This is a genomic window from Streptomyces sp. NBC_00212 (genome assembly GCF_045206365.1).
Lineage (GTDB): Bacteria > Actinomycetota > Actinomycetes > Streptomycetales > Streptomycetaceae > Streptomyces.
The window spans coordinates 959,791-981,093 of sequence record NZ_CP108115.1; the positions used below are offsets into that span (position 1 = coordinate 959,791).

10 protein-coding genes are annotated in these 21,303 nt (G+C 73.4%); 1 reads left to right on the forward strand and 9 read right to left on the reverse strand.

Annotation, left to right across the window (positions count from 1 at the left end):
• Positions 1-51: 51 nt before the first annotated feature.
• The 8 genes from OHA17_RS04485 to OHA17_RS04520 all read right to left on the reverse strand — a co-directional run bounded on the left by OHA17_RS04485 (position 52) and on the right by OHA17_RS04520 (position 18,012).
• On the reverse strand, positions 52-1,248 hold the full coding sequence (locus OHA17_RS04485; RefSeq protein ID WP_406504242.1) for a glycosyltransferase: 1,197 nt from the start codon (positions 1,246-1,248) through the stop codon (positions 52-54).
• Positions 1,245-2,102: an alpha/beta fold hydrolase gene (locus OHA17_RS04490; RefSeq protein ID WP_406504244.1), complete on the reverse strand. Its 858-nt coding sequence runs from the start codon at positions 2,100-2,102 to the stop codon at positions 1,245-1,247. Before OHA17_RS04490 ends, OHA17_RS04485 begins: the two co-directional genes overlap by 4 nt.
• A complete protein-coding gene (locus OHA17_RS04495; protein WP_406504246.1) occupies positions 2,093-2,446 on the reverse strand; it encodes an acyl carrier protein in 354 nt (117 codons plus the stop codon). The genes OHA17_RS04490 and OHA17_RS04495 overlap by 10 nt, the downstream gene beginning before the upstream one ends.
• Positions 2,443-6,984, reverse strand: coding sequence for a type I polyketide synthase (locus tag OHA17_RS04500; protein ID WP_406504248.1), 4,542 nt, complete (start codon positions 6,982-6,984; stop codon positions 2,443-2,445). The genes OHA17_RS04495 and OHA17_RS04500 overlap by 4 nt, the downstream gene beginning before the upstream one ends.
• Before the next feature lies 1 nt (position 6,985).
• Positions 6,986-13,825 carry an SDR family NAD(P)-dependent oxidoreductase gene (locus tag OHA17_RS04505; RefSeq protein WP_406504249.1) on the reverse strand — a complete coding sequence of 2,280 codons (6,840 nt, stop codon included), beginning with the start codon at positions 13,823-13,825 and terminating at the stop codon, positions 6,986-6,988.
• A gap of 12 nt (positions 13,826-13,837) precedes the next feature.
• Positions 13,838-14,173 (reverse strand): hypothetical protein, encoded by a 336-nt coding sequence (locus OHA17_RS04510; RefSeq protein ID WP_406504251.1) that lies wholly within the window; start codon positions 14,171-14,173, stop codon positions 13,838-13,840.
• A gap of 110 nt (positions 14,174-14,283) precedes the next feature.
• Positions 14,284-16,425 carry an alpha-galactosidase gene (locus OHA17_RS04515; protein ID WP_406504253.1) on the reverse strand — a complete coding sequence of 714 codons (2,142 nt, stop codon included), beginning with the start codon at positions 16,423-16,425 and terminating at the stop codon, positions 14,284-14,286.
• A gap of 330 nt (positions 16,426-16,755) precedes the next feature.
• Positions 16,756-18,012 carry an ROK family protein gene (locus OHA17_RS04520; RefSeq protein WP_406504254.1) on the reverse strand — a complete coding sequence of 419 codons (1,257 nt, stop codon included), beginning with the start codon at positions 18,010-18,012 and terminating at the stop codon, positions 16,756-16,758.
• Between the two features lie 154 nt (positions 18,013-18,166).
• On the opposite strand from OHA17_RS04520, the gene OHA17_RS04525 reads away from it, so the two are divergent.
• Positions 18,167-19,996, forward strand: a complete 1,830-nt coding sequence (locus tag OHA17_RS04525) for an RICIN domain-containing protein (RefSeq protein WP_406504256.1) — start codon at positions 18,167-18,169, stop codon at positions 19,994-19,996.
• A 119-nt stretch (positions 19,997-20,115) separates the two neighbouring features.
• Here OHA17_RS04525 and OHA17_RS04530 read toward each other — a convergent pair whose 3' ends face one another.
• Complete coding sequence (locus tag OHA17_RS04530) at positions 20,116-20,922, reverse strand: VOC family protein (protein WP_406504258.1); 807 nt, start codon at positions 20,920-20,922, stop codon at positions 20,116-20,118.
• Positions 20,923-21,303 lie beyond the last annotated feature (381 nt).

Genomic DNA, 21,303 nt, shown 5'->3' on the forward strand with positions numbered 1-21,303 from the left:
TCCCTCTCTGTGGGGGCTCTGTGCGGGCTCGTCCGGGGCTGTGCGGGGGCTTCATCGGGGGCGTCTCGCGACGGGCGTGGCGGCGGCGAGTTTCTCCAGGTGCGTGGCGGCGGCCGACTCGCCGCCGGCGGTGCGGAAGGCGTCCCGGACACGGCGGGCCGCGTCCCGGTAGCCCCGCTCGGTCACCACCGAGTCCAGGGCCGCGCCGATCTGCTCGCGCCCCGCCCGAGCGAACCTCACCCTCAACCCGGCCCCGGCGCCCACCACTTGGGTCGCCACGACCGGCTGGTCGTCCCGGATCGGGGCGACCACCAGCGGCACCCCGTGCCACAGCGCCTCGGTGACGGTGTTGTGCCCCGCGTGGCAGACGACCGCCGACATCCGCTCCAGGACGGCGACTTGCGGCAGGTGCGCCCTGACCAGCACATCGGGCCCGGGTGGCACCGCCCCGAGCAGCCCGCCGGGGTCGCAGACCACCGCCCGCAGCCGTCCGGCGCGGGCCCGGACCGCCGCGACGCTCTCGGCGAGGAAGCGGCCGCCCGCGTCGATGTTCGCCGTACCCAGCGTGACCAGGACGGATGCCGTCCCCGGCGCCAGGTCGAGCCACTGCCAGGGGAAGTCCCCGGAGGCGGCGCGCCGGGTGGCCAGCGCCGGCCCGACGAAGCAGAGGTCCGTCTCCGGCGCGGTGTACGGGCCGGTCAGCTCGGGGGTGGTGAAGGCGAGGGTGAGCGCCGGTGAGAAGCGCGGGTCGTACGTGGCGGCCGGATCGCCGATCCGCTCCCGCAGCTCCCGGAGCAGCCCGATGAGCCAGCCGCGCACGCCCGGCATCGCGGCCATGCTCTCGGTGAGCTCGGCCGAGGTGGTCGACGAGGTCGCGAACGGCACACCGAGCCGCTCCGCCACCAGGGCGCCCGCCACGGTCTGCTGGTCGGCCACCACCACGTCCGGCCGGAAGGCGGTGATCGCCGCCGCCACCCCGGGCGCCATCGCCTCGGCGAGCGGGCCGAGGAAGTCGGCCCACAGGAACTTCAGGGCGGCGATCCCGCGCAGTTGGGGCGGCCGCCCCGCGAGGTGGTCGGGCCCGGCGCACACGTACACCCGGGGCCGCTCCCCCACCAGTCGCTCGACGATCGCCGGCCGCCCCGCCCACGCCACCTCGTGGCCGCGCGCGGTCAGCTCGGCGGCGACGGCGGCCGCCGGGTTGATGTGCCCGGTCAGCGGCGGCACGACGAACAGGAAGCGGCTCACCGGACCGGCCCCGGTCCGCTGGGCTCGGCCGCGACCCCGGCATGCTCGCGGACCCAGTCCAGGGCGAGCCGCCCGACGGCGTCGGAGGCCTCGACCAGGACCGAGTGCTTCTGCCCGGGCACCACCGCGACCGAGCAGTGCGGCAGCAGCGACCGCAGCCGGGCGGACTCGGCGGCCACCAGGCCCTCCTGCCCGTTGACCAGGAGCACCGGGCAGCGGACCCCGCCGAGCTGTTCGTCGGTGAGCACCCGTCCGGTGGGCATGTCCTCGGCGATGGTGGTGGCGCGTACGAGCCGGGCGGCGGCCCGGCCGAGCCGGCGGATGTGCGCGTCGTGGCGGGCGTCGCCGGTCCGGGTCGAGGAGAGCGTCCCGTACTGCTCGGTGAACCACACCAGCGCCTCGTCGTCCCCCATGTCACCGGCGTGGCGCAGGGCGTTCGTCATCGTGTGGGACCAGGCCCGGCTGGCGGGCCCCGACTCGACGACGGTGACGGTGGCGACGCGCTCGGGCCGGTGGACGACGAAGTCGAGGGCGACCGTGCCGCCGAAGGAGTTGCCGACGAGGTGGACGGGGTGGGTGATGCCCAGTTCGTCGAGCAGGGCGTCGAGATCGGCGGTGAAGTGCTCCAGGGTGTAGCCGCTGGGCGGGCGCTCGCTGCGGCCGTGTCCCCGCAGGTCGAACATCACGGCGTCGAACCCGGCCGCCGCGAACCGGGGGCCGAGGGTGAAGTAGTAGCTGGCGAGGCTGTCGATGAAGGCGCCGTGGACGAACACCACGGTCGCGTAAGGACGTTGGTGGGTCGGGCGCAGCCGCTGGACGTGCAGGCCGAGACCGTTCGCGCGGATCATGACCATGGCGTCGCTCCCGCTTCCGGGGCCGCGCCGAGGCTGTGCAGCACATGGTCGACGAGCCGGCCGACGGACAGCTCGATGACCTCGTCGATCTCCAGAGAGGCCACGAACTCGGCGAAGTTGACCTGTTCGCCGTACCGCTCCTGGAGGTTTCCGGACAGCATGACGAGGTCGATGCTCTCCAGCTCCAGGTCGTCGCCGAACAGGGTCTCGGGGCGGATCTCGGCGGGGTCGGGGGCATAGTCCCCGAGCACCTCCACGATCAGAGCGGCGATCTCGGCCAGGACCCTCTCCTCGTCCGGAGGTGCGAGGGGGGCGGGCCCGGGGGGCCGTTCGCTGGTGGTCACTGAGTGCTCTCCTTGAGGGTCGTCGCAGACGTGGTCCAGGCCACGACATGGGTGGGGTCGACGAGGGTGCAGTGCACGTGGTGGCGGCGGCCGTCGACGGTGACGGTGAGGGAGTCGGGGGCCGCGCCGGTCACTTCGAAGGCGTGCGGCCGCCCGCCGAACCCTGTGCCCTCCGCCTTGGCGGCGGCCTCCTTGACCGCCCAGAACCGGGTGAACCACAGGGCCTCTGACTCGCCGGGCCCGGCGGCGACGAGCCTGCCGAGAAGGGCGAGTTCGCGGGGGCCGAGGGCGACGCGGTGGGTCTCGGGGGTGCGGTCCACGATCTCTTCGACGTCGATGCCGACGCCGTTCGCGTACGGGCCGTGCCCCGGCGGGCGTACGAGTGCGACCGCGAGGTCGCCCCGATGGGCGAGGGACAGGTCAAGGGCCGGGAGCCTGCGCCCGTGCACCCCCACCGCGCGCGGCCGCCCCGACTTCTCGTTCACGATCTCGATCTCGGCCGGGAACACCGCGCCCTCGCCGCGCTCCCACAGCCACCGCCGGACCGCGTCCTTGGCGGCGATCCGGCCGAGCAGCCACTGCCGCCGGCCGCGCGGCGGCCGCGCCTCGTACGCCGCCCGCTCGGCCCGGCCCAGTTGCATGCGCGTCAGCAGGTCGCGGGAGGCCAGGTCCGGCCATGCGTCCCGCAGCAGGCACCAGCCGCCGGGCTGCGCCTCGGCGAGGGCGCGGTGTTCCGGGTAGCCGCCGGACCTGCGCGCGTCGAGCCCGGAGAACCGGCGGTCGCGCCAGCCGGAGAGCTCCGCCCACACCGTCCCGTCGGGGAGGCTGAGCCGGACGTCCGCGAGGAGAGTGTCCTCGGTGAGCGAGGTGATGACGGCATGGCAGTCGACGCGGGTGCCGGTGGGCGGGGGCGGCCCGTGGAAGCGGGCCCGCTCCAGGGCGACCGGGAAGATCACGGTCCGCGTGTGGTGGGTCGACATCAGCCAGTAGCCGAGGAGTTGGCCCACGTTGTCGAGGAGCGCGCCCGGCGCGGACGGCGTGGTGATCGTGCCCCGGACGTGGCCGGGCCCGACCCCGCGCAGCGCGGTGACGCCCCGGAAGGCGGGCCCGTGGAACATCCACCGGTCCTCGTACAGCTGGGCCGCCGCGATGTCGGGCGGGCGCTCGTCGGCCGCGTCCAGGGGTGACGCGGGTGGCGGGGCCGGGTAGGCGGGGGCGAGTTGGACGGTCGCGCGGGCGTACGGCCCGAACGCGACCGCCCACCGGCCGCGGCCCTGCGGCCTGGCGGTGATGGTCACATCCACGGCCGGGATGGCGTTGACCCACTTCTCCAGCCGCACGTCGTGCACGGCGACCGCCCGCTGCCCGGGCGCGGCACACTCGGCGGCGGCCATCAGGTGGTGCAGGACGGTGGTGGCGGGGACGACCGGATGCCGGTCGGCGGGATCGGGCCAGCCGGGCCGCTGCGGGAAGAAGCAGTGGTCGAGGAGGTACGGCATGGCCGTGGTGGAGACGCGGAGTCGGGTGCGGTGCTCGGGGGGTGGGGCGGCGCTGTCCGGCGCGGCCGGTGTGCCGGACACCGCCGGAGCCCCCGCGCCCTCCAGTACGGCCGTGACGCTGTCCACCGTCTCCCGCATCAGCGCGTCGAGCTCGGCTGCGACGGGGTGGCGCCGGGTGAGGGAGTCGCTCAACAGGCGTGTGGGGGTGGGGAGTTCAGCCTCAGACTCCGTACGGGGGCGCAGCTCGGCGCGTAACTCGTCCAGGCGGTGGGGGTCGAGCGGGACCAGCGCGGCCGTGAGGTCGAGGGGGATCGGGGCGGCGGAGGTGGTCGTCGCTTCGGAGACACGCGGCCGGGCGGGCCGGGCGGGGCTCGGCGCGTACCCCTCCGCCCACAGCCCCGTCTCCACCCGGAGCAGTTGCGCGAGTCCGCCGCGCCGGGGCGAGTTGGCGCTGAGCGTGAGGTGGTCGCGGTCCTTGAGGGTGTCGTCGATCAGCGAGGCCAGACGGCCCGTGCCCACCTGGACGAAGGCGCGGAAGCCCGCCGCGTACATGGCGTCGGTGAGCGGCCGGAACCGTACCGGCTCCAGGAGGTGGCGGACGAACAGGGCGCGGACCTCGTCGGGGCCGGCCGGGAAGGGGGCCGCCGTGGTGCCGGACCAGACCGGGACCCGCTGCGGAAGGATCTTCGCCGCGTCCACGCCCCGCTTCATGGGGCCCAGATACGGGGCGAGCATCGGTGTGTGGAAGCCGGAGCGGAACGGGAGCACCTGGCAGATCACGCGCTCGGCCCGGAGCTTCGCCGCGAACTCCTCGACCGGCTGTTCCGGGCCGCACACCATCGACTGACCGGGCGAGTTGTCGTGCGAGAGGACGAGGTCCGGCCAGTCGGCGAGCGCCTCGCTCACCCGGGCCGCCGGGGCTCCGATCGCCGCGAACGCAAGGCCCGGCACCCGGAGCGAGTCGGGGTCGAAGGAGGCGAAGAAGTCGTCCGCCTCGTCGGCCGCGAACATGCCGCCCGCGATCATCGCCGTCCATTCCCCGACGCTGTGTCCGGCGACCCCGTCGGGCCGGACGCCGAGCGCGCGCAGGGCTTCGTCGAGGATCCGGCCGACGCGGAGCACACCGAGCCCGTGCCGGGCGACATCGGTCGCCTCGGTGTACGCACGGCCCGGCAGCCGCAGCCCGTAGTGCTCGGCCACCTCATCCACCCGGGGGGCGAACTCGGCCTCCAGACCGGGGAAGACGAACGCCACCTTGCCCCCGCCCGCCTTCCCCAGCAGCGGGCGCGGGGCGAACCACACGTCGCTGCGACCGCGCCACGGGCGGCCCTGGGCGACCGCCCGGCGGGCGAGCGCCAGCCGCTTGGCGGTCGGATCGACGATGCCGAGCCGGGCGGCGGGGGTCTCCGAAGTGCCCTGCGTGTACGGGACGGAGGCACTTGGCCCGTACACGGCGGAAGCAGCCTGCGCGTGCGAGGCGTCGCCCCGCGCCCGTACCGTCGTGTCGTCCGCGTCCAGGAACCGTGCCAGGTCCTCGGCCGTGTCGGCGCTCAGGCGCAGCACCCGCTCGGGTTCGCGCACGGCCGCCCGGTGCCGGGCGGGCACGGCGCCCGGGGCCTGCTCCAGGACCACATGGGCGTTGATCCCGCCGAACCCGAACGCGTTGACGGCGGCCCGGCGCAACGGCCCCTCCCACGGGCGGGCGAGGGCCGCCGGGCGGAACCGGGTGCGGGCGAGGGCGGGGTGCGGTTCGTCGCAGTGCAGGGTCGGCAGCAGGGTCGCGTGGTGCACGGCGAGGGCCGCCTTCACCAGTCCGGCGACGCCCGCGGCGGGCATGCAGTGGCCGATCATCGACTTCACCGAGCCGATGACGGCCGTGTCCGCTCCGTCGGCGCCCGGCCCGAACACCTCGGCCAGCGTGGCCAGTTCGGCCGCGTCGCCCGCCGGAGTGCCGGTGCCGTGCGCCTCCAGGAGGCCGAGGGAGCCGGGGGCGCGCGGATCGAGGCCCGCCGCTCGCCAGGCCTGCCGGACGGCGCGGGTCTGGCCGCCCGGGTCGGGGTTCATCAGCCCGGCGGCGCGGCCGTCACCCGCGACGCCGGTGCCACGGATCACCGCGTACACACGGTCGCCGTCGCGTTCGGCGTCCGCGAGTCGCTTGAGGACGACGACACCCGTGCCCTCTCCGACGAGGATGCCGTCGGCCGCCGCGTGGAAGGGGCGGCAGCGCTGACTCGGCGAGAGGGCGCGCAGTTGGGCGAAGACGCTCCACAGGGTGATGTCGTGGCAGTGGTGCACCCCGCCGGCGAGCATCAGGTCGCAGCGGCCCGCGGCCAGTTCGCTCACCGCCTGGTCGACCGCGATCAGCGAGGACGCGCAGGCCGCGTCCACCGTGTACGCCGGGCCCCGCAGGTCGAGCCGGTTGGCGATGCGGGACGCCGCCAGATTGGGGACGAGCCCGATGGCCGACTCCGGGTGCTCGGGGCCGAGCGTCTCGGTGAAGGCGGCCCGCACCCGGTCGAGCTGGTCCGGGGCGAGGTGGGGCATGAGCTCGCCCAGGGTGCGCGTCAACTGGTGGGCGGTGCGCACCCGTTGGTCGAGGCGGACGAGGCCCGGGCCCAGGTATCCGCCCCGGCCCAGGACGACACCGACCCGGCCGCGCTCGGGCAGCCGCTCCTCGCCGCCCGCGTCCGCGATCGCCCGGGCCGCGACCGAGAGCGCGATGAGCTGGTCGGGCTCGGTGCCCGCCACCGAGCTTGGCATGATGCCGAAGCGGGCGGCGTCGACCTCGGCGAGGCCGTCGACGAAGCCGCCGCGCCGGCAGTAGATCCGGTCGGCGGCGCCGCCCTGGTCGCCGGGCCGGTAGTAGACCGGGTCCCAGCGCCCCTCGGGGACCTCCCGTACGGCGTCCACACCGTCGACGAGGTTGCGCCAGTAGGCGTCCAGATCCTTGGCGCCGGGCAGCAGGACGGACATGCCGACGATGGCCACGGGGATTTGACACTTCGTCAAATCAGCTGTGTCGGGAGTCACTTCGACCATGTCACAGGACCGATGCCGTGTAGACGACGGACGTGGCCGACTCGTCGCCCCAGGCCAGCTCCCGCAGCAAGGCCAGCGCGCCCTCCTCGCGGTCGATGAGGGCCACACCGCGCCGGGCGTACTCGCGGGCGAGGTGCGGGGTGACCATGCCACCGTGCACCGCGGACGGCGCCCACGGCCCCCAGTGCACGGTCAGCGCCCGCCGCCCGGTGCGCCGCGCCCACCGCTCGCCGAGGCCCGCGAGCGCGTCGTTGGCGGCGGCGTAGTCGCTCTGGCCCCGGTTGCCCAGGACGGCGGAGACGCTGCCGAACAGCACGGCCGTGCGCGGGCCTTGGGGCAGTTGGGACGCGGCGTCGAGCAGTGCGCGGGCGCCGTCCACCTTCGTCGCGTACACCCGCCGGAACGACTCGGGGTCCTTCTCCTCGATGAGCCGGTCCTCGATCACGCCCGCCGCGTACACCACCACGTCGATGCGCCCGCGCTCCGCCTGGATCTCCTTGACGACTTGGGCCACGGCCGCGCCGTCACGCATGTCGGCGACGCGGTACGCGGCGGGGCTGCCGAGCCGCCCCAACCGGTCGAGGGTGTGGGCGACTTCACGGCCCGCGAGGACGTTGGCGACCTCTCGCTCGATCGCGGCGGGAGCCAACTCGCCCCGGGCGGCGAACAGCGCCCGCAGCGCGGGCGCGTCGGCGGCGCCCGCGAGCTCCGGTTCCTCGGGCCCGGCGGGCAGCGGGGTCCTGCCGAGGAGCTCGATCCGGCAGTGGGAGGCCGCCGCCAGCGCCATGGCGAAGTCCGCGGTGATTCCGCGTGCGCCTCCGGCGAGCACGACGACACAGTCCCGGTCGAGCCCGAGCGCCGCCGCTTCGGCGGCCCCGTCCCCGGCGGGCCCCGCGCCGGTACGCGCCAGGCCGCCGAGGCCGCGCTCCACGAGCTCGTACCCGTAGCGCCCGGCATCGGTGCGCACGACGACGGGGGCGTGGTCCTCGGCATACAGCTCGGCCAGCAAGAAGTCGGCCCGCCGGGCGGCGGTGGCCGCCGGGTCGAGGTCGACGACGCGGGCGGCGAGGTCGCCGTACTCCCGCCCGATGGTCCGGAACAGCCCGTGCAGCCCCGCCCCCGCCTCCTCTCCGGCGCCGGGCACGGTCCTGCCGCAGATCAGCCAACGGGGTGCGAGGCGCAGGGCGGCCCGGAAGACCTCGAAGGCCCCGGGGAGCAGCGCCCCGCCGCCGTCGGACGGGGCTGCGGGGAGCACGGCTCCCAGGTGGAAGACCCCGTCGAGTGGGCCGTCGGCCGCGTCGAGCCGCCGGTCGGTGTCGTACGCGAGGACGTCCGCTCCCCTGTCGACCAGCCGGGCCGCCAGCTCCTCGGCGGTCGCGCCGCCTCCGAGCAGGGCGAAGCGCCTGCCGTGGAGGTCGGGGTCCGGCGGTGCGGCGGGCACGTCGAGGGGCGTCTCCTCAAGGAGGCAGCGGCGCGGGGCGACGCCGCGGACGGGCTCAGGACCGGCTTCGGCGATCACGGGCACGGGCTCGGACTTGGGCTCGGCAGGACTCTCGTGCCCCGTGATCCACGCCGTGATCGCGGCGACCGTCCGGGCCCGCGACAGCTCCTCCATCTCCGCGTCGTCGAAGGTGCGGGTCCCCGCGAGGTGACGGGCCAGCTCGCCGACGATCTCGGTGCGCTTGATGGAGTCGATGCTCAGGTCCGCTTCGAGGTCCAGATCGGGTTCGATCATGTCGGCCGGATAGCCGGTCCGTTCGCTGATGACGGTGAGCACGGCCTGCTCGATGTCGACCACGACCGGACGCGGGGCCTCGGCGGCCGGAGCCTCCTCGGCCACGGCCGGTTGGGGAGCTGCTTCCGTACGGGCGGGGAGAGGAGGCACCGGCGGCGGGGAGGCGGCGCCGCCCATGGCCCCCAAGTGCGTGAGCAGAACGTCCCGTTGGGCCGCCACGAGCTCGCGTGTCGTGCGCAGGTAGTCCGCGATGAGTTCGCGCTCGTCGTGCCGGGGGTCGCTGTCGCGCGTCACCGTGCTCGTCTCCAGACTGACCCGTCGGGCCGGTTTCAGGGCTCCGGGGAGCAGTTCGCCGGAGCGGGTGCGGACGAGTTGGCCGTCCACGGTCCAGCCGCTCGGCTCCGGCCGCGCCGGCACCGCGCCCCGGCCCTGGAGGAGCCGTTCGGCGCGTACCGGCACGCCCGCGACCGCGAGTCTCGCCAGGGACTCAAGGAGTCCGCGCAGCCCGGCGCCGGGGCGCGGCTCGCAGGCGACCGCCAGGTGTGGCCGGTCTCCCAGGATCTGGCCGACGAGGCCGGTCAGCACGGCGCCAGGGCCCGCCTCGACGAAGATCCGCGCCCCGGCCGCGTACATCGCCTCGACCTGTTCGGCGAAGCGCACCGGGGACCCGATCTGCGCGGCCAGTTCGGCTCGTACGCCGTCGGGCCGGGCCGGATAGACGGCGGCCGTCCGGTTGGCCCAGACGGGGAACTCCGGCGCCCTGACCGTGTGCCGGGCCAGGACCGGGGCGAACCGCTCGCCCGCGCCCGCGACCAGCGGACTGTGGAAGGCGCAGGCGACCGGGATGCGCCGCACGCCGTGTCCCGCGCCCTGGAGGTGCTCCATCGCCTCGTCGACCAGGACGGTGGGGCCGGAGACAATGGTCTGCCGGGGGCCGTTGCGGTTGGCGGCCACGACCCGGCCGCCGAGACCGGTCCCGGCGAGGACGTGCTCCACGTCGGCCGGGTCGGCCGTGACCGCGGCCATCGCGCCGGGGTCGTCGCCGAGCGAATCCAGGATCGACTCGGCCCGGTGGGCGCTCAGGTCTAGCAGCACGTCCGGGGTCAGTGCTCCGGCGGCCGCCAGGGCCACCAGCTCCCCGTAGGAGTGCCCGCCCGCCATGTCGGGGCGTACGCCTGCCCAGTCCAGTACGTGACTCACCGTCAACTCGACTATCCCCAGGGCTGGTTGAGCCATCCGCGTGTCCTTCAGCGCCTCCTGCCGGCGGTCGGCCGCGCCCGGCTCGAAAGCTTCGGGCGGATAGAGCGCGGAGGCGTACGCCCCGCCCTGCCGCACCAGGTGCGCGGCCTCCGGGAACGCGACGAGGAGCTCGGCGAGCATGCCGGGGCGCTGGCTGCCCTGACCGGGGAAGAGGAAGGCGACCTTGGGGTCGGTTCCGAGGCCGCCGGGATCGGGCCCGTCCATATCGAGCCCGTCCGCCTCCGGCCTGCCGGCGAGGCTGCCCGACTCGACCCCGTCCGTCGCGGGCCCCTCCGCCGCGTACACCCCCCGTCCCCGCTCCCCGTCCGCCGCCTTCCGCAGCAGGCCGCGCAGTTCGCCCACGCTCTGCGCGACGACCGCGATCCGCACCGGGCCCGGCCGGGTCGCGGCGCGCCGGGCCGCCACCAGCGCCGCGTCCCTCAGCCGCAGGCCCGCGCCCGGGCCGTCCAGCTCGCCAAGCAGCCGCTCCGCCTCCCGTCCGGCCGCCGCGGCATCCGCGCCCCGGAACAGGAACAGCTCGGCCGGCCACGCCTCGTACCCCTGGACCGGTGGCGCGCCCGCGTCGTGGGCGGTGAGCACCGCGTGGAAGTTGGTGCCACCGAAGCCGAACGCGCTGACCCCCGCGATCCGTTCGGCCACCGGGGCCGCCCACGGCCGGGCCTCGGCGTGGAACGCGAAGGGACTGGTGGCGGGGTCCCAGGCGGCGTTCGGCTCCTTGAGGTGGAGCGTGGGCGGAGTGATCCCGGTGTGCAGGGCCATCGCCGCCTTGATCAGGCCCGCCAGTCCCGCCGCGCACTTGGTGTGGCCCAGCTGGGACTTGACGGAGCCGAGGGCGCAGCCGCCCGGCGCCGCGCCCGACTCGGCGAACACGGCCGTCAGCGTGGCCAGTTCGGTGCGGTCGCCGACCACGGTCCCGGTGCCGTGCGCCTCGACCAGGCCGACCCGGGCGGGCGAGACCCCGGCCGCCCGGTAGGCCCGTTCCAGCGCGGCCCGCTGGCCCTCGGGCCGGGGCGCGGTGAGCCCGAGGGAGCGGCCGTCGCTCGCGCTGCCGATGCCCTTGACCACGGCGTACACCCGGTCGCCGTCCCGCTCGGCGTCGGCCAGGCGCTTCAGCGCGACGCAGGCCACCCCCTCGCCGAGCACCGTGCCGTCCGCCGAGGCGTCGAACGTGCGGGAGCGGCCGGTCGGGGACAGCGCGCGCACCGACGAGAACAGCAGGTAGTCGTTGATCCCGTTGTGCAGGTCGGCGCCGCCGCAGAGCACCAATTCGCTGCTGCCGGAGACGAGTTCCTTGCAGGCCACGTCCAGCGCGGCGAGCGAGGAGGCGCAGGCCGCGTCGACCGTGTAGTTGGCGCCGCCGAGGTCGAGGCGGTTGGCGATCCGGCCCGCGATGACATTGGCGAGCATGCCGGGGAAGGAGTCCTCGGTGAGCTTGGGCAGTTGCTCCTCGACGGCGGGCGGTATCTCCCCCAGGTAGGCGGGCAGGACCGTGCGCAGGGTGGTCGCGCCGGAGAGGTCACTGCCGGACTCCGCGCCGAAGACCACGGACGTACGGGAGCGGTCGAAGGGCCGCTCGCCGTACCCGGCGTCCTCCAGCGCCCGCCGGGCCGCTTCGAGGGCGAGCAGTTGTACGGGTTCGATGCTGCCGAGCGAGGCGGGCGGGATGCCGTACGCGAACGGGTCGAAGGGGATCGGCGGCAGGAAGCCTCCCCACCGCGACGCGGTCGTACCGGCGCGCTCGCCCGTGGCGTCGTGGTAGATCTCCGGGTCCCAGCGGTCGGCGGGGACCTCGGTGACCGCGTCGACGCCGCCGACGACGTTCGCCCAGTACGTCGCCAGGTCGGGGGCCTGGGGAAACATACAGGCCATGCCGACGACGGCGATGTCGAGCGGCTGCGCGGCAGGCTCCTCGACGGCGTCCTCGGCGGCGCCCAGTGCTTCGGCCAGCTCGGCCGCCCGCCGCTCGGCGAAGGCGGCGGCGCCCCGGCTCACCGCGTCGTGCAGCGCGCCGACGGTCGTGGCCGCCGAGCGCAGCACGGCCACCTCCCCGGCCATGAACATCCCGGCGTCGAGCTGGCGTTGCTCGGAGACGGCTCGCAGCTCGTCGCCCTCCCGCTCCACCCCTTTGCTGGCGATCCGCAGCCGCCCGATGTTCAGCCGCTCCAGCTCCTCCCAGGCCCGGCGGTCGGGGGTGCCGTCGGCGCCCAGACGTGCGCGGGCGGCGGCGTAGTCGGCCGTGTACGGGCTGGCGACACAGCGAGTGGCGTGGCCCGGGGCGCTCTCCAGGAGCGCGGTGGCCCCGGCGGCGATCACCTGGCGCTGGAAGACCGGCCGGATCGCGCCGCACTCGACCGCCTCGGCCGTGAAGAGGTAGGCGGTGCCCATCAGGACGCCGACCGCGACGCCGCGTGCGGCGAGCGGCGCGGTGAGCACGGCGGCCATGGCCGAGGAGCGCTCGTCGTGGATGCCGCCCGCCAGCAGCACCTGGAAGTCGCCCGCGGTGCCGGGTGCGCGAGCCACGTACTCCTCGACCACCGCCAACTGCGCCTCCCAGAGCGGAAAGCTGTTGCGCGGTCCGACATGTCCGCCGCATTCGGCGCCTTCGAAGACAAATTTGCGCATGCCCATGTCAATGAACTGTTTGAGCAGCGTGGCCGACGGCACGTGCAGGAACGTCTTGATGCCGACCGCCTCCAGGTCGGCCGCCTGGGAGGGGCGGCCCCCGGCGATGATCGCGTGCGTGGGCCGGACCGCCCGTACGGCCGCCAGTTGTTCGGCCCTGATCCTGCTGTCCGTGAAGCCGAGGATGCCCACGCCCCAGGGCCGATCGCCCAGTTCGTCGCGGGTCTCTTCGAGCAGGGCGCGGCTCTGCTCGCCGTCGGACAGGGCGAGCGCCAGCATCGGCAGCGCCCCTTCGCGCGCCACGGCCGCCGCGAAGCCCGCCCGGTCGCTGACCCGGGTCATCGGGCCCTGCACGAGGGGCAGGCGGGTGCCCAGGGCGTCCGCCAGCACGGAGCCCGCCGTCAGGGTCCGTGCCACGGCCGGGTCGCCCACGGCAGCGAGAATCGCCCCGCGCACCCCGCGCACCGCACCGGCCACGGTTCCCCACCGCTCGGCGAACCGGGCGGCGAGGAACCCGTCCTGACCTACGGGGAGTTGGAGTCCCGTACGGGCGTTCCGCAGCGCCCGGACTCCGTCGACGACACTCGTCTCGGACCCGTCCATCGTGCGCAGCGCGGCCGCCGCCTCGTCCGCGATCCCGGACTCCGCGAGCAGGGCGAGCTGGGTGTCGAGGACGACCCCGGCCGCGCCGCCGACCACGGCCGCCGCCGCCGTGCGCGGGCCGATGCCCCCGCAGGCCCACACGGGCAGGTCGTACGCCGGGTCGGCCAGCAGCGCCTGGAGGAGAACGAATGTGCCCAGATCGCCGCTGCGGCCCCCGCACTCGCTGCCGCGCGCCACGAGCCCGTGCGCGCCGTCAGCCGCGACCCGGCGCGCCTCCTCCCGGTCTCCGGCCTCCACCAACACCCGGCATTCATCGGCCAGTTGGCGGACCTTCCAGTCGGTGTCGGCGGCGAGCAGCACCACGGGCGGGAGGGTGCCGCCGCACTCCTCGGCGACCTCCTCGGGCGTCAGCGCGCAGGACGGCCCGACGCGGACGGCAAACGCGCCCGCCGTCCAGCGCCGCACCCGCGCCAGCGCCTCTCTCGCACGGCGGTCGCCCGCCCCGAGATCCAGTACGCCGAGTCCGCCGGCCCGGTGGACCGCGGCGACCGATCGCGGGTCGGGCAGGCCTAACGGGCTCAATCCGATGACAAGTTCAGGGTTCGGCGCTACGGGCGTCATGAACACTCCGAATCAGACCGATGAAGCTGCGAGGGGGGTGGCGGCAGCGGTGAGCCCCGGGGCATCGGGGAGCGGCGGGCCCGCCGGACGACCGGGGGCGGACCGTCCGACGGCGCCGGACCGCGGGTGGGGCTCGTGCCACTGCCTGGAGGTGCGCTGATACGGGGACTTGCGCTGCCGATACAGGGAGGTGCGCTGCTGCGGGGACGTGCGCTGGTGCCGGAACTCGTACCGTTGCCGGAAGTTGTGGTGGCGCGGGGTCGCGCGGGGGCCGACCTTACCGATCGCGAGGAGCGGCTGCCAGGGCGCCTTGCGCCCCGCCGCCCCCGGTCGTCCCGGCTTCCCCATCGACTCCTCACCTTCCCTGACGCTCCGTCATATCTGACGTGTCGTCATATTGCAATCGTTTCCGCGCCGTCGGAGGCTGGGCGCCCGGTCGGCTTCGAGGACGAGGCAGGTCAGAGCCTGGGGCCGGCCAAGGCCGGAGGGGCCATCAGGGTCCAGCCCTGGCCGGGCGCCGCCGCGTCGGGTTGGCCGAGGACGACGGAAGAGGTGGGCGCGGGCTGCGGGGCGTCCAATGCCAGGCCGGTCGCCACGCTGGTGATGGTCAGTTGGCCGGTGGCGGTGTTCTGGACCACTCGCCATTTCTGGTACGGGCTGTTCGGGTCGTAGCCGTTCAGCACCCAGGCCCGTCCGCCGGCCGAGGCCGGACCGGTGAGCGTGCCGTGGACCTGCGTACCGGTGGAGCAGTTGTCGGTGATGTGTACCGTGCCGTCGGGGTTGGGGTCGAACCGCCACTGCTCCGAAGTGTGGGAATTCCACCAGGTGTTGATGTCGCCGGTCGCCCCGTCCGGTGCGCTGCAGGTGCCCTGGACCTCCAGGACCTGACCGCCGGTTCCGCCGGCGCCGATGCCGTGATACCGGCCGTCCCCGATCACCGCCGCCGGGCCGGTGGTCGGCAGTGGCCTGAGCCGGTACAGGGCAACGCCGTGCGGGGCGACCGGAGCACTGATCGTCCCCGTGACGTTGCCGGTGGCGCCGGTCCACAGCTCTTTGGAGGAGTAGCCGGGGCCGGTGAGACCGAGTGCGCTCAGGCTGGTCGAAATGGTCTGCGCGTTGGACGGGTCCTGGTTGACCAGCAGCACGGCGGTGTCACCGTTGGCCAGGGGCCGCTTGAGGACGAGCGGTGCGGTGCCGCTGCCCGGCGGATCGCCCACCAGGGTGGCGGGCTTGGCGCCGTCCTGGTCCACGGCGACGACGTCGGCGTTCTTGTAGATCGCCAACGCCGAGTCGCTGATGCCGGTAGACCACGTGACGCCGTCGCTCGTGTGCTGGGAGTCGGCTGAGGTGCGCAGGTCCGCGCCGGAGATCAGCGGGGAGGCCATCATCGACAGAATGGACAGCTCGCTGCGCGACTCGGTGTCGGACATGGGCTTGTGGCAGAGGCAGGTGTCGGCGACGCCGTACAGGCCATAAGGGCTCTGCCAGCCGGCGAACATCATGTCCATGTCGTTCCAGCTTCCGGGCCTGACGTTGCCCGGGTAGCGCAGGGCGGTCCCCAACTGCCCGTTGTACAGGACGCCTTCCAGGTCGGGGCCGCGGTCGCCGCCGATCCTGCACAGGTTCGCCACCTGCCCGCACCACACGCCGGTCGGGGCGTACCCCGGGGCCTGGCGCGCGGGTGTGCCCGCCGCGACGACCACGGGGTCGGTACGGGCCGGGTCGTCCGGCGCCAGCAGGTACGGCACACCGGTGTGCACGGGCTGCGCCGACACGCTGAGCACCACACGAGGGCGTCCCTGGGCTGCGGACGCGGCGTCGAGCGCCCGCTGGAAGTCCTGGACCCGGGCGTAGATGGACCGCGTCAGTTCCCTGCCCTCGCCCTGGGTGTAGTAGTTGTGGCCGTCCGGGCCGACGATCTGCGGACCGTACGGACAGTCGTCGTACTTCACGAAGTCCACGCCCCACGCGACGAAGTCGGCGGCGTCGGCCGACTCGTGCCCGAGACTTCCCGGGTGCCCCTGGCACGTGGTGTAGGTGTCCGTGGCGTACAGGCCGAACTTCATGCCCTTGCTGTGGGCGTACCAGCTCAGGTACTCGATGCCGTTGACGGTCCTGCCGTTGACGGTCCTGCCGTTGACGGTCCGGGACGGGAAGTGGTTCGGATCCGGGATCAAGTGGCCCGTGGTCAGGTCGAATCCGGTCCCGTCGGTTCCGCTCGTGGGGTTGCGGTTGGCGTCGTAGAGCTGCATGGCGCCATAGGAGTTCTTGACCAGGTCGGTGCTCTGGCCGTCGCGGTGGTTGAGCGACCAGCCGTCGTCGATGGTGACGGTGTTGTAGCCCGCCGCGACCAGACCCTTCGAGGCCATGAAGTCGATGGTCTGGACGACTTGGTCCTGGGTCACCGCGGTGCCCAGGGTGTTCCAGGAGTTCCATCCCATCGGAGGGGTGGAGGCAACTCCGTTGTCCAGGGCGGCCGCCGGGGACGACATGGCGACCACGGCCGTGAGGCCTGACGCCGCCAGCGACAGCGCCGCGAGGGCACGAAGCGTGGCGCGTGGCCGGAAGCCGGAGCGGGAGCGGGGCATCGCTAAACGCATGAAGGCACTCCAAGTACGCGACTGAAGGAACGAGGGGGTGCGTTGGGTTCTGTTGAATCCATCCCCAGAGGTCGACGAATGAGGGAATCTTCAAACAGAAAGCAACGCATGATAGCCAGTCAGAAAAGCAGGCCTCAAGGCTTCGCGCAGGATCAGCCGCTCACGCTCAACGCCGAAAGGCCAGGGAAAAGTCGGATCGTCGACCCTCTTGACATCCCTGTGCAATGGCACTGTGATATGTCACATCACTGTTGAGCGTGTTGGATTCTGATGGTTTGACGGGCCCTCGGATGCCGCACCTCAAGTCGGCGCTGAGCCGCGTCGCATCGTTCAAATCGTCGCCGGGTCGTCGAACACCGCGCCCAGCGCGAGATGCGCGCCGCCACGGGCCGCCGCCGCGAACCCCAGCGTGGAGAGCCGGACTTCGCAGCCGCCTGCGTTCGGGGCCATGACCCGCTCGTGCACCACCTCGCGGACCCGCTCGATCATGAGGTCTCCGATGTGCGTGAAGTAGCCACCGAGGACCACTACGCGGGGGTTGAGCACATCGGCCAGCAGCGCTACGCCCAGACCCAGATCGTCCGCGACCCGGGCCATCGCGGCGCGGGTGCGCGGGTCGCCGTCGTGGACGCGGGTGCGCAACAGGGCGAAGCGGTCGTTGAGTTCCACGGCCGGGTCGTGCAACGCGTCGCCCTCGTCGGCGGCGAGCCGCAGGATGGCGTCGAGCCCGACCATCGTCTCCCAGCAGCCGCGCCGTCCGCAGGCACAGGGCCGGCGCTCCGGGTCGAGCGGCATGTGGCCGACCTCGCCGGCGAACCCGCCGGCGCCGCGCAGCAGTCGGCCGGCGCTGATGACGCCCGCGCCGATGCCGCGTTCTCCCGTGACGCACACCATGTCGTGCACGTCCGTGCCGCGCGCCAGTGCGTACTCGGCGAGCGCGGCGAGCTTGGCGTCGTTGTCCAGGGCCAGGCGCGGTGGGGGCGCGGCGAGCCGGGCCCGCAGCCCGTCGGTGACGGCGATGTCGCACCAGCCGATGGCCGGGGCGTACCGGGCGGTGCCGGTCGCCGCGTCGACGACGCCCGGTACGGCGACCGTGATCCCCACGGGGCGAACTCCGCTCTTCTGAACGGTGGTTCGGCAGGCATCGATCTCGCGGGCGGTCAGGTCGAGCACGGCCTCGGAGCCGGCCGCGCCGACCGGGACGGTGACCCGGCGCTCGTGGAGCGGTTCGCCGTCCAGAGCGAGCGCCAGGACCTGGACGTAACTGGTACTGATCTCCACCCCGATTCCGCAGACGGCATGACCGTCGAGGTGGACCAGGGTGCCGGGGCGCCCGACGGCGCCCTCGCGCCGGGCCGGCCCCTCCCGGACCAGGCCGAGGGCCACGAGCTCCGCGACCAGGCTCGTGACCGTCGGCTTGGGCAGGCCGGTGTCGGCGGCGATGCGAGCCCGCGAGCGGGGACCCGCGTCACGCAACAGGCGCAGCACCACGCCGAGGTTGGTGCGCCGTATCGCTCCCCGGTCGCGCGACTCCGTCGCCCAGGACGGTTCGGTGTGCGGCGGCGATGCCGCCCGCAGGTCGGGCACGGGTCCTCCATCTCCGGCAGGTGCCTTGACAGCCACTTTGTTAGTTCGGATCCTATTCAAACTAATTTGACGTCGCCGTGAACTCCCCCTGATTCTCGATCAGTTGACCCTCGGGCCACCGCCGTGCGGTCGGCCCGCTCCGAGAGGAGTGTTCGTGCCCGTCCGCATCGCAACGAAGATCACCGGCGTGCTCGTCGCGACGGCCGCCGTGCTGTTCGGCACGCTGCCGGTCGCCCCGGCGTCCGCCCGGGAACCCGCGTACACCGTCGCCATCGGCCCGAGGGGCCCCTGGGGCAACCCCGACGACACCCCGGCCACTCCGTACGTCGACAAGGACGGCACGTTCTACTACCAGTCGGCACACTCGTTGTACGGCGCGAGCGACGACCGTGCCTGGACGTTCTACTCCGGCAAGGACTTCGACTCCGCCACGCGGTCGAGCGCACTCAGCGACGCCGTGAACCCGAAGAACTCCCAGGACCGCAACAACGACACCACCTGGCGCTGCAACAACAGCCCGACCGGCCGTCAGGCCACCAGGGCGCCCGCGGGCTCCAGCTACGCGCAGCCCAACTACTGTGACCTGATCGGTGTCTGGGTGGATCCGGACACCGGCGACTGGTACGGCCTGGTGCACAACGAGTTCACCCCGAGCCCGTTCGGCGACGGCCTGCACTACGACGCGATCGACTACGCGGTCTCCAAGAACCAGGGCCGCACCTGGGACATCCAGAGCCACGTCCTGACCTCGCGGTACAGCACGGAGCGCGGCGACACGACGGCGTTCGCGCACGAGACGTACGACTACGGCAACGGCGACCCGCGCCTGTTCGTGGACACCGCCTCCGGCTACTTCTACGTCTACTACGACTCACGGGTGATCCCGAAGGGCGGTGTCTCGGGCGGCTGGACGGACGGCAGCCGGGCGCATGTGGCCCGCGCCCCGATGTCCGGCAAGATGGCGCCGGGCTCGTGGTCGAAGTGGCACGACGGCTCCTGGTCCCAGCCCGGACTGGGCGGCCTGGAGAGCAACTTGGAGCCGGTCGACGCCACGCACACCACCGGCTACACGCCCGTCGCACACGACTACGACCCGGCCAACCCGGGCACCGTGGCCCAGCAGCAGGCAAGCGGGACCCTGCCCGCCAAGTCCGATCTGCTCACCATGAACATCGCCTACGACGCCTACCTCGGGCAGTACATAGGCGAGCCCGAGACGGTCAAGCAGGACGGCACGGAGAAGCAGCGGTTCTACGTCACCGACAACCTCGCCACCCAGAAGTGGCGACTGATCGGCGATTCCGGGGACTACCGCTCCGGTTCCTGGTATCGCTGGCTGCTCGACCCGGTGAGCCGTACCACCAACACGGTCGTCGGCAAGACGTTCCGCTCGTACTGCTCGTTCTTCTGCTCCAACGGCTCCGACGGCGAGTACTACGACACGACGGTGACAAGGAGCGCCTCTCCGCCGGCGCCGGTCGACCCGGGCAAGGCTTACACCATCGCGAGCGGGAGCGGCCGCTACCTCGCCCAGGCCGCGGGTGGTTCCGCGACCACCTCGTGGCCCTCGCCGGGTGATTCCGCGCTGGCCAAGTGGGTGTTCAGCCCGAACGGTGACGGCTCCTACCGCATCGCCAACGCGTCCACCGGGCAGCTCCTCGGCGTCGACTCGACCTCGACAGCGGGCCGCGCCTGGGCCGCCGAGCCGACCGCCACGAAGGCACCGGCCGGCGGGCCGACCGCGGGGCAGCAATGGTTCGTCGTCGCCAACACCACTTCCGCGGGCCGGCCCACCGGCACGTTCCGGCTGGTCAACCGCTACAGCGGGCTGGTAATCGGGCTGTCCGCCACGACGAACCGGCTCGCCGAGACCACACCGACCCGGGCGTGGACCGACATCACCGGCAGCAAGGTCGGCGGCGCACGGACCGCCGCCGAGCAAACGCTCACGTTCACGGCGGTGGCGAGGTCGTCCAGGCGGTGAGGCCGTTCTCCACCGGCCCGGCCTCGTATGCCCATGGCGGGTGGACCGAATCGGACCAGGACGGTCCGTTCGGTCCACCCGGCGGATCGGTGCGACAGGTCCGTGCGACCGCGTCCCGATCAGGCGGCTTCGGGCCCAGTCGCCTTGATGATCGCGAACGCCCCGCCCTGCGGGTCCTGAACGACGGCCATGCGGCCCGCCATCATGTCGAACGGCGGCTTGAGGACGGTGCCACCCGCCCTGATCAGCGCATCGACCGTGCTGTCGGTGTCGTCGACCGCGAAGTACGTCAGCCAGTGCGAGGGCGTGCCCGGCGGCAGGCCGTCGATGCCGGAGAGAGCCTGCATGCCGCCGACGGTCCGGCCGTCCACGTTGAGCGCGAAGTAGCCGTCCGCTTCCTCCATCGCGGCGGCTGTGATGCCCAGCGTCTTGGAGTAGTAGGACGAGGCGGCGTCCGTGTCGCTGGTGTTGAGCTCGTTCCAGATGATGGCGCCCGGCTCGTTGACGATGCCCGCACCGGGGAAGTCCTTGGCCTGCCAGAGGCCGAAGACTGCGCCCGTGGGGTCGCTCGCGACAGCCATCCGACCGAGCGTCATGACGTCCATGCCCGGCACCATCACCTGGCCGCCGTTGCTCGCGCTCTTCTTCTCCGTGGCGTCGAGGTCGGCGGTGGCGAGGTAGGTCGTCCACACCGTCGGGGGCATCGGGTCGGGCGTGCTGCCGTCCGGATTCATCGCGGCCATGATCCCGGCGACCGGTTGGCCGTTCAACGAACAGAGCGCGTAGCCGCCGGTTTCGGGCGGCCCCACCTCTCCCTGCCAGCCGAACAGATCCCGGTAGAAGTCGAGAGCCGCCTGCTGATCGGGAACCATCAAATCGACCCAGCAGGGGGTGCCGGGCGCGTACGGACCACTGACTTTGGGCATGAGCAGCCTCCGTGGACTGACTGGGCGGGTCCCGGAGCGGCGTACGCAGAGAAGGCCGGCCCATGGTCTGACTGTGGATGTGACCTCACATCCACTCAACCATTGGTCGGCGTGGGGTGCACGGTCACGGGTGGCCGTCAGGTGCGGCCTCGTCAACCGTGGACGGGCGGTCAGGGTCGGGCCGCCGCGAGGGGCACTCCGGGGCCTTGACCCTTCCGGCGTTGCTTCGGATCGGCGGTGCGGACTTCCGTCCGCACCGCACGATCACGCAACTCCAGCGGATGTTTCCCGTGGGCAGCCATGGCCGCGACGCTCATCATGCACCGATGGGCCGTCGCAGGCGCTCGCCCGAGGCCAGAGACTCAACTCCCTGGCCAGGTG

What these genes read in the sequence shown, in the direction of transcription:
- OHA17_RS04490 (WP_406504244.1), bottom strand. Translation starts at nt 2,102, where the DNA reads ATGGTCATGATCCGCGCGAACGGTCTCGGCCTGCACGTCCAGCGGCTG.
- OHA17_RS04500 (WP_406504248.1), bottom strand. Translation starts at nt 6,984, where the DNA reads ATGGTCGAAGTGACTCCCGACACAGCTGATTTGACGAAGTGTCAAATC.
- OHA17_RS04505 (WP_406504249.1), bottom strand. Translation starts at nt 13,825, where the DNA reads ATGACGCCCGTAGCGCCGAACCCTGAACTTGTCATCGGATTGAGCCCG.
- OHA17_RS04510 (WP_406504251.1), bottom strand. Translation starts at nt 14,173, where the DNA reads ATGGGGAAGCCGGGACGACCGGGGGCGGCGGGGCGCAAGGCGCCCTGG.
- OHA17_RS04515 (WP_406504253.1), bottom strand. Translation starts at nt 16,425, where the DNA reads ATGCGTTTAGCGATGCCCCGCTCCCGCTCCGGCTTCCGGCCACGCGCC.
- OHA17_RS04530 (WP_406504258.1), bottom strand. Translation starts at nt 20,922, where the DNA reads ATGCCCAAAGTCAGTGGTCCGTACGCGCCCGGCACCCCCTGCTGGGTC.